Origin of the sequence: Legionella brunensis, assembly GCF_001467025.1 — a bacterium.
GTDB lineage: Bacteria > Pseudomonadota > Gammaproteobacteria > Legionellales > Legionellaceae > Tatlockia > Tatlockia brunensis.
Map to the genome: position 1 here is coordinate 116,374 of NZ_LNXV01000005.1, position 11,499 is coordinate 127,872.

Sequence of the window (11,499 nt, forward strand, 5' to 3'; positions counted from 1 at the left end):
CTCGCTTTGCATCCCCTTTTCGAACACCAGCTGTCATTTCCTGTCCAGGCACTGGATTGTCCAGTAAAGCATCATCCTTTTTTAATAATTTATATTTGCGAGCAAACTCCATGGGAGTAAGCGCCATCGCCCAAGGTCCCTTATTAATATCAACACTCACTAAATCCTCTTTAACAACAGGCATAATGGCCATCCAATTATGCTGTTCCTGAGCGCGCAAAGTTTTCATATTATGCGCTCTGCGAAATTTAAGAGTAATATCTGATTTATAAAGAAGGAAAGCCAAGCTTACAAGAATAAGAACGATTGGATACCGGATATAATCTCCCACGCTTTTCGTTAAATTAACGAATTGCTCCCAACCCACTGTAGCAGGATCAATGGTCTGCATTAAATAAACGTCATTTTCAAGTTGAGCATCGCTCACAAAAAAACCAACCAGTTTAGCTTGCAAGATATTGAGGTAAAAAACAAAAGCAACAATATGTTGATGCCCTAGTTTCCAAACAAAAAAAAGCGTAAAAAATATTAGCACCATGATCCATATTGGTGCCATTGAATTATCGCCGCCGCCCTGTTGCTGTGATTGTTGAGCCATCCGTTTTATCAAATAAATGTGGGTTAAAAGAAGTATATACTCTCTTTAAGTGTGGTGCGACTATCGTTTTATTCTGAAGAAGAATTTTTTACTAGGCGCCCTTTGATATACTGATATACACCTGATAAATGTACAAAACGAATAATATTATCCAGACTTAATGAGCGGTCTTTAAGTGACATTAAAGGCCTACCAAACCGATCCGTGAGTACCTTATCTGCTGCAACTTGCAGGATATCATTTTCATGCACATAGACAGCTACGTAAGCCTCGTTAATTTTATTTTCTTTCGACTTTATTAAATTTCTCACGTCTTGCTCATTAGCATAAATAGGGCGTGAGATCATTTGACGAGGTAAATTAGCCAAAAGACGCTCCCAAGCTTGTATGCTATTACCCTCTGTTGAATAAAGAGCAATAAAAATTTCTTGTTGGCCTGCTTTAGGTTCTGCACGAACGGCCCCATGCTCTCCCCTAGTCACCGTTAGCTCTTGGTGGTTACCGAGATAGTTCGCAAAATTTTGCCGTATCTGTCGTAAATTTTTACCAATCACACGTAAAAAATTAGACTCTTCCCACGGCCCCTGTTCAATGGCGTCATCTAATGCTTTAAGAATAGCTTGGGCATGCTCTTCAGTAGTCGATTTATCATTCATGGAAAGGTTATTCTCAAGCGCTAACCGCGCTCTTAAAATTAAAAACGAATATGAACATTATAACAGCATTCAGAAAAAACGCTGCATTAGTCCTAAGTATTAAAAGGGTTCGGTGGTGAATAATTATGCGAATCATCTTTGCCTGTAGTCACTTCAGGAGGAGTTGCAGGACCAGCTATCTCTTTTTGCACAGCACTGATTCTTGTTTTTATCCTATTCGTGCACTGAGCGACTACTGTGTTAGCTTTGTCATTTGCTGGGTTTGATTTAATGGCAGTTACTTGAGTAAGAGGATTAACTACACCTTTAGTCATGGGCGCACTTACAAGACCTTGCACTGCTGCAAGCAAGTTATCTGGTGTTAATTCTTTTTTTGGTGCAGGGATATTAGGAACATTAGTACTAAATACACTATGGCGGCTACGTGATAACCCTACCACTGTCATTTTGTTATTTTCTTCAGCAGCCATTACAATTACTCCTACTACTTTATAGTTCTGCTTAGGTTACCATCTGTTTGCTTAAGGCAAACTTAAGAAACACTAAACTTTCACATTTTTTACAATTCAATTTACTTTAATAAACAATTACTAATACCTAGTCATACATCAGCTCATCTAAAGGGGTATAATCTCGGCTTGGTCCTCCTTGAATTAATTCATTTAATACATCCGTCATACACAATAAACGCAATGCATTGGGGGTAACCTCGTCAAAAACTACCCGTATCCCTAATAAAGCATTTTCGGCTTCATCAAAAGTAACTCCTAAACCATAACCCAAGCAAAGAGAGCATAATTGATCAGCTCGTCTTGCGATTGCAGGAAGCAAACCCGTATCCGCAAAAACCTCATCAAAGCTTACAAAGCGATCATTTAAATAAAATTTTGCGTTCATATTTCCCGCAATTAATGCCATGCTTTTACGTATGTCTACTTCCATCATCGCCACCACGGTTGAGAGCTTTTAACAGTTCCAGCCAAAACCTGTCTTAGCCAACGTAAAAAAACAGGAACGGTGAACCCATAATGTTCAAGAATACCAAAAAATACCGCAGAGACTAAAACCAGGATGCCGGTCCAAATTCTAATGTGCATTAAAAAAAGAAAAATAGGAAATGCTGCTCTTGCGTCAACCATGAAAAACCGAGCACTCCTAGCCGAGTCTCGCCAGTGAGCTGTTTCAGCAAAGCTTCCAGCTGCCATACAAACCTCAAACTACTTGACTGATATATTAACAGTATATCGCTCATCAATGAGAATTCAAGCAATAAATTGGCAACTACTAAATGAAGGGTTACGAGGAGAATTAGGATTGGGGCGTATAATCACGTTTATCTTTTTTAACTAGACAGTCAGCTACGAGCTTGTCTATTGCAAAAGAGTCATTAGAAATTTCCGTAGGAACAGTTTCTGTAGTTTGCGCAGGAACTTCAGGCATAGATTTATTAACTGTTACTTCAGCAGAAGATTTTATGTCTTTCATCTTACTTAACATGTAATTCGTGCTAGTAGCCATCACAGCCTCCCGCGTTTAATTCATGTTTGCATAATAACAAACAAAGATTAAGGCTTTATTAAGCGTGTAAAATTTTTCCTACAAAATGACCTAGAATTATCAACATGACAGAAAATTATCACCTTCTTTATAAATTGCCTGAATTAAAAAGGAATAACAAGAACTATTAGCAAAATAATTTAAACAAGTATTGAGTATTTTGTTGACAACAAAATTAAGAGCTGATGCAAAACATTACAATAACTTAACGTTTGCTAATTATTAATTGAGGTATCATTAGTGAATAATTTTTAAGCTGCATTTGATATTTTGAGACCACAGATGCTTAAATATAATTCAGAAGAAGCTCTATTAGTTGCATGGAAAAAAAAGCTTGAAGCTATTACAACAAATAGAACTCAATTAAAAAAAGAATTACTTGATTTATTAGAGAGTACATCTAAAACCAGTGCACCTTTTCGACTATCACAGTTCAACCGAATGCGGACTCAACTATTAAATGATGAGCATAATCAAGGGTGGAGTTGGACTTCCAATTTCAGCTGGTTATGGCGAATTCTTTCCTTTCTTACTTTTTTTCAATTATTCAAAACTAATCCACAACCCGGTTCCAGATTACGACAAGCTCTAGAAGAACTACCCCCCATAAATACCGAACTTGTCACTATCGCTTCACCATTAGAAATAATAAGTTTAGATGATGCGCAATTTGAAGAGGCTCTTTTTTATGAACCACAAAAAGCATTTAATGACCTTCAAATTCGTATGCAAAACCTAAAAAACACGTCTAAAACTGAAATCCTGATTTCCATCGAGCGTTTGGAGGCTATTAAATTTAGACTCTCACCGCAAGATTATTGTCATTTCCTAAGTAATCTTTTTGAAATAGCTCCTAAAGAATGCCTTAATTATCATTATCAGCTTTATCGAGAAGATAATTATGAAGTCTTCAATAGCCATGAATTTATCGAGCATCATCTCATGGCTCGTACACTCATGAGGCTCTTTGTATCTGGAAAAAAAATCATTCCTGAAGATATTGAATTAAATCCTTATCTCTACGCTGCACAGCAGTTAATTCTCATCTTAAGTTTCACAAGCGCAGAAAATGATCCACTACAAACATTAATTTCCAGGTCCTCCTCCGGTTCGATCGATTTAGAGACAGTCTATACAGACGTAAGTGACCAAATTTTGGAGATACTTAAGACAAAGATAGAACAAAGCCGTTTTGAATCCCGTTCTTATAGCACCCCTCTGAAGGTTGCTGAAGATCTTTTTGAAAATACTAAACTTAAAACTCATCCTCTTCTTATACAAGTTACAAGATTAGCCTGTGAGCTCTTTCTTCTGACTTATCATTCCGCAACTTCAGACTCAAAAACAAAAGAATGGCAACCATCGACCTTAGCCTATCAAACACTGAAGTTGTTCTCTGAAAAAATTTTGGGAAGTTGGCGCTCTCCTTTTAATCTTAATAATTTGGAACAAAGTTCCCTCTTGCTCGATCCTTACCAATTCCATTCAGATGTACATCCTGATTATCAAGCTGCAGAGTTATCTATCATGGCAATTCTTATTCATACCACCCTATCAGGGGAAGATGGCTTACGCCAGGCACGAAAAATTAATAGTATTTCAACGAAGGAATTCAATGCACAACAATTGGATTGGATACTCGATCGTGTAGCCTCTGTATACCCCAATCCTAATTTAGTTCTCAAACTTGAAAATATCTTTAAAAGAACAATATTTTTTAACCTTAGTCATCTCTCTTCCTGGAACAAATCTTCTTTGGCTATGCAACCTGAAGAAATAATAATCAATATTACACAGCATCTTCAGGCAGCAAGAGAAGCAAACTCCGACTTAAATGTTGAAGCGGAAAACGCGTTTCATGATCAAGCGCTAAACGCTTTCCATTATTTACTTAATCACTGTACGTTAAATGCCAAACAGTTGAACTTGGCTTATAAATTTCTACAGCAATTTGAACATCATTGTATTAAGCAAGAGCTTTTTTTGCACTGGAACCAACAAATTAAAACATTACTGAGTAATTTAATGTGCTGGACTGCAGAGAATACCAACTTAACAGAAACTCAATTAGAGGAATTTAAAAAGGACGAAAATATTGCTGCCATTGTTAAAAACAAAGAGCCTTTAATAGTAATCCAAAAACTGTGTTTTGCAGCAGCTTCGTTTCAAAATGGAGTTTATGCTGATTTCTCTTACCTTCAAAATTGCTCGCAAATGGCTGTGCACTATTTCGCTGTATTAATGGATGAATATACCATGAATCCCCCCGAAAAACACAAAATTACTGAGGCTCGAGAACTTCTTATGGACCACCTAAAGCCCTATTTAACAGAAGCTCAATACTTTAGCTGGAATAAAAAATTATCAGAATCACAAATCAATATTTTGCCAAAATCAAATGTAGGCTTTTTTGAAGCGACAACAGTTCATCATAAAAACCAGGAATCAGAAGCCACCACCCCAGAAGTACCTCAACAAGCTAAAGATAACTCCCCAAATATTCCCTAGTGGCATATACTTCTTTAAATTTAATGAGAAATAGAAACTTGCCCAAATAAGCACTCTGTAATAAAGTGAGAAGATGCTGCATAGATATTATTACGAATGAGAGTGTTCTGCACGCTATTGGCAATTTCGGCGTTCATTGCCAGTGCTTATTATTTTCAGCAGAATGCACCGATTATTCTTCATGGCATCAAAAACTTAGGATGGTTAGCCCCTGTTTTGTTTTTGTTGCTTTACTGTATTGCCACTGTTTTACTGTTGCCAACTATGGTGCTTACCCTTGCTGGTGGGGCATTATTTGGCCCTTTGTTTGGGACTCTACTTAATTTACTAGCAGCCACTCTTGGTGCTGCTTGTGCTTTTTGTATTAGCAGACATTGGGCTATCGATTGGCTTGCCAAGAAAAGAGGACCAAGAATTAACAGGCTTATTGCAGGGGTCGAAAAAAGTGGTTGGCAATTTGTTGCCTTATTACGCCTGGTTCCCATTATTCCTTTCAATCTAGTCAATTATGGCTTGGGACTTACCCAAATTAAATTTAGTCACTATATTATTACCACCTTTATTTTTTTAACCCCTGCTGAGATCGCGTACACTTATTGTGGTTATGCAGGAATGGGAGTTTTAACTAAGCAAGCACCTTTTTACAAAAGCTCCAGTATGCTTATTGTATTTGCTTTAGGGGGCTTATTCCTTGTAGTAAAAATATTTAAATATTACCAACGTCGCCGGGTAGCAAATTAACAATTATCTTTTGCTAACAACTCCTGCAATAGATTAACTAGAGGGTGGTGAGGAACAAAGGAACTCTTATCCAACATTGAAACCGTGCGTATCCCTTGCAATGAATTACATACAAACATGGCATCGGCATTATGTAAGGCCAGTTCATCTAATTCACATTCAAAATAACTAATAGCATTAGCTTTACTAAGGAATAATAATCGCTGACGTACAATTCCTGCTAAAATTCCACTTTCTACATTAGGCGTATATAGTAGGTTGTCTTTAATAATAAATAAATTTGCTATCGATGTTTCTGTAGCATGTTTTTTTAAATTATAAAATAAAACATCATCGGCACCGACAAGCTGAGCCTGCCGTCGAGCAATAATTGCCTCAAGATAATTGACTGACTTAACCTGATAAATAGGATTATTATTATCCCGCACCCACGGTGCACTTATCAATTTAAGAGCATGTGAATTTTTTACATAATGAAAGGTATCAAAACACAAACGGGATTCCTGACTCTTCGCATCTAATCCTCTAGATGCACTCCCTCCACTCAAGGTTACTTTTATACCACCATTTTGCAAGGAAGCTAATTCAATACAGTAGTGAAGTTTTTCCAGCCAGAGATCAAAAGGAATTTCCAAAGGAATTCCTAAAAGAGAGGCTCCATTGTGTAGACGTTGCCAATGAAGTTTTGCATAACAAGGTTTACCGTCAGCTATGCGCAGAGTTTCGAAAAGCCCCTCCCCTAAAAAAATGCGATCATCCATAGGGAAGGGGGTATTCTGCCCATTTTCATTAATAAAAATGAGCGTAGACATTTTTAGTAGTCCACAAAATCATCTAGCTCATCACGCAGTCGCTTTTCTTCTAGCATATTTTCAAGACGTCTACGAGCATCCAAAGTTGCAGTTTCAGCTGCCTCGGTATTAATCAACTCTTCTTCGGGATCCGAGAAGGAATCAACTTCATCTATATCATCATCAAACATATCGCTCATGCCACTCTCTCTAGTTTTACTCGTTATTCACTCTGCAGTTGTTACAAAGTACCAGTAAATTCGACAGCTATATACCTTATTTTTTCTAATAAAACCAGTGTTTTTCAAAAAAAATATTCCATAAAAGATAGGACTAAATTAGGCTCTTGCTACAATTCGCTAGCTTGAGTTGAAAAGGCTTTAATTTTGAGCAACGAAGCACAGAAACTCAAGCCTTTTCGGCCAAGATAGTAGAATTATAAACAGACCCCTAGTATAGGGGTTGTTGACATTTGCTGCTATCAAAGCAATTATCAACAACCTCTCAGCGATAATTTTAAGAAGAGACCTTTGAAACATGGCGGATCGCTTTAAAGTTGCTTTAAGACGTAGCTGTCGACAAATACGTGAAAATTTGTCTCCTTCCTATCAGGAGACAGCTTCCAATCAAGTTTGTGCTCGCATTCGCAGTCTTGAACAATATCGTTATGCGCGACGGATTGCACTTTATAAAGCAGTGGGGGGTGAAATCAGTTTAAATGCTTTATGGAATTCGGCTCCCTTACAAGGAAAATATTGCTATTTCCCTGCGCTTAACGAAGATAAGACACTGTCTTTTTTACCTGCGACCCCAGCCACACCTTTTGTTGAAAATCGTTTTGGAATCCCTGAGCCAAATGTTGACAGAAACACCGCCGCATCACCCCATCAACTGGATATCATTTTCATGCCTTTAGTCGCTTTTGATAAAAAAGGTACTCGTTTGGGAATGGGAGCTGGTTATTACGACCGTACTCTGAAAAGAGAGACTCATCCCTTACTCATCGGCGTAGCCTATGAATTTCAACGACAAAACTATATTGAAGCGCACGCTTGGGATGTACCTCTCACTGCTGTAATTACCCAACGCGCAATCTATTGGAGTAAACCATGACCCATTATTGGTTAATGAAGTCAGAGCCTGACTGTTTCAGTATTGATGATCTTCGCAATGCCCCAAATCAAAGTACCCATTGGGATGGCGTACGTAATTATCAAGCACGTAATTTTATGCGCAATGAAATGACCATTGGTGATCAAGTATTTTTTTATCATTCTAATTGTAATCCACCAGGTATTATTGGTATTGCCGAAGTTAGTAGCCATGCTTATCCAGACCATACTGCATTTGATCCCGAGAGTGAGCATCCCGATCCTAAAAGTACCCCAGATAATCCCCGATGGTTCATGGTTGACATACGCTTTAAAGAGAAATTTAAGCACCTCATTTCTTTAGATACCCTAAGACAATACCCTGAACTTGAAAAAATGATGCTTCTGCGACGAGGAAACCGCTTATCAGTATTACCAGTAGATAAGAAAGAGTGGGATTTTATAATGAGTAATTTAACCTCGTGATCAAGAGGACTTATCCTTGCAGGTTTTATTGGTAGAAATCATATAGAAAATACTGGAATGGATTTAAAGGACAGCCATTTATGCAGAAAGGTTTTATGTTAATTGCCATTCTACTTGCCTTGGTGGCAAACATTTTAGGTGCCTTTGGTACACATGCCCTAAAGGGAAAAATAAGTGCCTATTCTTTAAGTATTTTTCAGACGGGTACTCAATATCAATTTTACCATAGCTTGGCGTTATTGGCTTTGGCAATTTTAATGTTTCATATAAAAAATCAATGGGTCAATGCTGCTGGAATCGGGTTTATTCTAGGATGTATTTTGTTCTCAGGTAGCCTATATATTCTTAGTGTAACTGGATTAAGAGGGCTAGGTATGATTACCCCCTTAGGTGGATTGGCTTTTATAATGGGATGGTTATTGTTGTTCATTGGCATTTGCAAAGCGAAATTTTAGATCAGAAAAAATAACCTTCCAAGCTATCGGTATAAGCTTGCGTACCAAACCAACACATTTGCTTACTTAAAGAGCATCATTCCCTACTTCACCAGTCCTAATACGCACGACTTGTTGCAATTCGTAAACAAAAATTTTGCCGTCTCCAATTTTACCTGTATAAGCTGCTTTACAAATCGCATCAATTGCAGTTTCAATCATATTGTCTGGTAGGGCAAGCTCTATTTTAATTTTTGGTAGAAAATCAACTACGTACTCCGCACCTCGATAAAGCTCCGTGTGTCCTTTTTGCCGACCAAATCCACGAGTCTCGGAAATAGTTATTCCAGGCACCCCAATTTCCATTAGAGCCTCATGCACATCATCAAGTTTAAAAGGCTTGATAATCGCTGTAAGCATTTTCATAAGTTATTCCTCATACAACATCGATAAATACATGACTGACAGCCTTAAGTTTTGTTAGACTGTGACCCATAATAAATAAACACGCAGGAGGTTTACATGTTTGACTCGAAAAACCTTGACGATTTAGCGAAAAAACTTTTTGCCACCTTACCCACAAGTCTACAAAACTTCGAAAAAGATATTCAACAAAAATTCAAAGAAGTATTACAAACTGCTTTCTCCCGATTAGACTTAGTGACTCGGGAAGAATTCGATGTTCAAACCAAAGTCTTGGCAAGAACACGAGAGAAGCTTGATGATTTACAAACGCAGATTGAAAAGCTATTAGCAAAGAATAAAAAATAGTCCCCTCATAATTGCTCTTTAGATTCTTGAAAGTAACAAAAGGTATCAACTGCCTTTTGTTACCATTCAATCGTAACATTTTGAAACAGCGATAAATTTTCTCGCCAAGCCTCATCAAAACAAGTTAGAATTAACTGTCTATCGCAATAGTCCAATAATCAGGAAGATAAGAATGAATCTCGCTTTAACTAAGACGCGTAGTACTCTTGGTATTCATGCGCAACCCGTATCAGTGGAAGTCCATTTATCCAATGGCTTGCCTGGCTTTGCCATTGTCGGCCTTGCTGAAACAGCCGTTAAAGAAAGCAAGGACAGAGTTCGAAGTGCGATTATCAACAGTCAATTTGAATTCCCTTGTCGCAAAATTACAGTAAATCTTGCACCCGCTGATTTGCCCAAATCTGGAAGTGGTTTTGATTTACCTATAGCCATTGGCATTCTGGCAGCTTCTGGACAATTGCCCTTAGCAAAATTAGCTTCTCATGAATTCATTGGCGAACTTGCATTAAATGGTAATTTACGCGGTGTCTCTGCAATTATTCCTGTAGTATTAGCAGCTCATCGTGATAATCAACAATTAATTATTGCCGTTGCCAATGCTGAAGAAGCCTCATTAGCAGGCTATAGCAGTGTATATACAGCAAAGAATCTACGCGAAGTTTGTAGTTATTTATGTCAGAACACGCCCTTAGACCCATTGCCTTCTCGCCCTGAAATTAATACAGCAGCGTCTAAACTTGACTGGTCAGATATTAAAGGACAACAGCATGCAAAACGCGCTATGGAAATAGCGGCTTGTGGAGGACATAGCATCTTGCTAAGCGGCCCACCCGGAAGTGGCAAAACGATGTTAGCCAAACGCTTCAGCACTCTCCTTCCTGAGCTTACTGAAACACAAGCTTTAGAATGTGCTGCTATTAGCTCCATTCGCGGGCGTTTTCCTGATTTTAATGAGTGGCGTTCGCCTCCTTTTCGTTCACCCCATCATACAGCCTCGCCCATCGCTTTGGTGGGAGGCGGCAATCCACCTAAGCCGGGAGAAATTTCTCTTGCTCATCATGGTGTTTTATTTCTTGATGAGTTACCTGAATTCCAAAAACAAGTGCTGGAAACGTTACGTGAACCTTTAGAATCAGGTAACATCTGGATTTCGCGGGCAGCAAATCAAATTGAATTCCCAGCTAAATTTCAATTCATAGCGGCAATGAATCCCTGCCCCTGTGGTCAATGGGGTAATCCTCATGCAAACTGCCTATGCACCCCTGAGCGTATCACCCGCTATCTAGCCAAATTGTCAGCACCTTTATTAGATAGAATTGACATGCAGATTACTGTTCAAGCTTTAACACATAAAGAGCTCATTAAACCAAAGCCTATAGAATCTAGCCAAAGTGAGCGCATCAGACAAACCGTTGTTCAAATAAGAGCGCAGCAACTCGAGCGACAAGATTGCCTTAATGCCCACTTAAATACAAAGGATTGTGAAAGCGTTTGTGGATTGGGGAATAACGAACGAGCTTTTTTAGAAGAGGCTATGAAACGCCTTAAATTATCGGCACGTGCCTATTATCGCTTACTTAAAGTAGCAAGAACAATTGCTGATATGAAGAAAAGTGAAAAGGTAGATTTAAATGCTTTACAACAAGCTTTCTCCTTTAAACAAACACTGCAGGCTCCTAAATAAATTGCAAGAATATCACACGTAGAGCCCTGAATGATTGTTGGAAACTCTTTCACTCTAGAATTTAGTAGTCGGTTTATTATTTTCAGGGTTTACCTTGGTAGTGTTTAAATAACTGTGTCATCTCTTTTAACTTGTTATAATTTCAACACTTAAAAGAGGTGCCCATGAGTAAGAATAAAAAG

At 38.2% G+C, this 11,499-nt stretch carries 15 protein-coding genes and 1 pseudogene; 7 read left to right on the forward strand and 9 right to left on the reverse strand.

Features of this window, described 5'->3' with window-relative positions; all coding sequences use genetic code 11:
- The 6 genes and pseudogenes from Lbru_RS17315 to Lbru_RS04280 all read right to left on the reverse strand — a co-directional run.
- Positions 1-598 (reverse strand): annotated as a pseudogene (locus Lbru_RS17315) (type IVB secretion system coupling complex protein DotM/IcmP); the annotation flags it as partial.
- 68 nt (positions 599-666) lie between these two features.
- Positions 667-1,254: a Dot/Icm secretion system protein IcmQ gene (icmQ, locus tag Lbru_RS04260; protein WP_058440950.1), complete on the reverse strand. Its 588-nt coding sequence runs from the start codon at positions 1,252-1,254 to the stop codon at positions 667-669.
- A 92-nt stretch (positions 1,255-1,346) separates the two neighbouring features.
- Positions 1,347-1,724 (reverse strand): hypothetical protein, encoded by a 378-nt coding sequence (locus Lbru_RS04265; protein ID WP_058440951.1) that lies wholly within the window; start codon positions 1,722-1,724, stop codon positions 1,347-1,349.
- Between the two features lie 127 nt (positions 1,725-1,851).
- The gene (locus Lbru_RS04270) at positions 1,852-2,196 is read right to left on the reverse strand and encodes a type IV secretion IcmS family protein (RefSeq protein ID WP_058440952.1); all 345 of its coding nucleotides are present in this window, start codon (positions 2,194-2,196) and stop codon (positions 1,852-1,854) included.
- Positions 2,196-2,459 (reverse strand): IcmT/TraK family protein, encoded by a 264-nt coding sequence (icmT, locus tag Lbru_RS04275; protein ID WP_058440953.1) that lies wholly within the window; start codon positions 2,457-2,459, stop codon positions 2,196-2,198. The genes Lbru_RS04270 and icmT overlap by 1 nt, the downstream gene beginning before the upstream one ends.
- 103 nt (positions 2,460-2,562) lie before the next feature.
- Positions 2,563-2,772 (reverse strand): hypothetical protein, encoded by a 210-nt coding sequence (locus tag Lbru_RS04280; protein WP_058440954.1) that lies wholly within the window; start codon positions 2,770-2,772, stop codon positions 2,563-2,565.
- Positions 2,773-3,093: 321 nt separating this feature from the next.
- Here Lbru_RS04280 and Lbru_RS04285 point away from each other — a divergent pair, with 321 nt between their 5' ends.
- Positions 3,094-5,319: a hypothetical protein gene (locus tag Lbru_RS04285; protein WP_058440955.1), complete on the forward strand. Its 2,226-nt coding sequence runs from the start codon at positions 3,094-3,096 to the stop codon at positions 5,317-5,319.
- 96 nt (positions 5,320-5,415) lie between these two features.
- Positions 5,416-6,060 (forward strand): TVP38/TMEM64 family protein, encoded by a 645-nt coding sequence (locus Lbru_RS04290; RefSeq protein WP_058440956.1) that lies wholly within the window; start codon positions 5,416-5,418, stop codon positions 6,058-6,060.
- Here Lbru_RS04290 and Lbru_RS04295 read toward each other — a convergent pair.
- Together Lbru_RS04295 and Lbru_RS17440 are read right to left on the reverse strand one after the other, a co-directional pair.
- Complete coding sequence (locus tag Lbru_RS04295; RefSeq protein ID WP_058440957.1) at positions 6,057-6,872, reverse strand: aminotransferase class IV; 816 nt, start codon at positions 6,870-6,872, stop codon at positions 6,057-6,059. The two genes, Lbru_RS04290 and Lbru_RS04295, sit on opposite strands and share 4 nt — an antisense overlap.
- A gap of 2 nt (positions 6,873-6,874) precedes the next feature.
- Positions 6,875-7,051 carry a PA3496 family putative envelope integrity protein gene (locus tag Lbru_RS17440; RefSeq protein ID WP_165481418.1) on the reverse strand — a complete coding sequence of 59 codons (177 nt, stop codon included), beginning with the start codon at positions 7,049-7,051 and terminating at the stop codon, positions 6,875-6,877.
- 337 nt (positions 7,052-7,388) lie between these two features.
- Between Lbru_RS17440 and Lbru_RS04300 the strand changes: the two genes are divergently transcribed.
- The 3 genes from Lbru_RS04300 (at position 7,389) to Lbru_RS04310 (ending at position 8,883) form a co-directional block, all read left to right on the forward strand.
- Entirely contained in the window at positions 7,389-7,964 is a 576-nt protein-coding gene (locus Lbru_RS04300) for a 5-formyltetrahydrofolate cyclo-ligase (protein WP_058440958.1), read from the forward strand.
- Positions 7,961-8,428 (forward strand): EVE domain-containing protein, encoded by a 468-nt coding sequence (locus tag Lbru_RS04305; RefSeq protein ID WP_058440959.1) that lies wholly within the window; start codon positions 7,961-7,963, stop codon positions 8,426-8,428. Before Lbru_RS04300 ends, Lbru_RS04305 begins: the two co-directional genes overlap by 4 nt.
- An 80-nt stretch (positions 8,429-8,508) precedes the next feature.
- Positions 8,509-8,883, forward strand: coding sequence for a DUF423 domain-containing protein (locus Lbru_RS04310; RefSeq protein WP_058440960.1), 375 nt, complete (start codon positions 8,509-8,511; stop codon positions 8,881-8,883).
- A gap of 66 nt (positions 8,884-8,949) precedes the next feature.
- On the opposite strand, the gene Lbru_RS04315 is transcribed toward Lbru_RS04310, so the two are convergent.
- Positions 8,950-9,288, reverse strand: a complete 339-nt coding sequence (locus Lbru_RS04315) for a P-II family nitrogen regulator (RefSeq protein ID WP_058440961.1) — start codon at positions 9,286-9,288, stop codon at positions 8,950-8,952.
- A 96-nt stretch (positions 9,289-9,384) separates the two neighbouring features.
- Here Lbru_RS04315 and ubiK point away from each other — a divergent pair, with 96 nt between their 5' ends.
- Together ubiK and Lbru_RS04325 are read left to right on the forward strand one after the other, a co-directional pair.
- On the forward strand, positions 9,385-9,633 hold the full coding sequence (gene ubiK / locus Lbru_RS04320; protein WP_058440962.1) for a ubiquinone biosynthesis accessory factor UbiK: 249 nt from the start codon (positions 9,385-9,387) through the stop codon (positions 9,631-9,633).
- Between the two features lie 172 nt (positions 9,634-9,805).
- The gene (locus tag Lbru_RS04325) at positions 9,806-11,317 is read left to right on the forward strand and encodes a YifB family Mg chelatase-like AAA ATPase (RefSeq protein ID WP_058440963.1); all 1,512 of its coding nucleotides are present in this window, start codon (positions 9,806-9,808) and stop codon (positions 11,315-11,317) included.
- Positions 11,318-11,499: the final 182 nt, after the last annotated feature.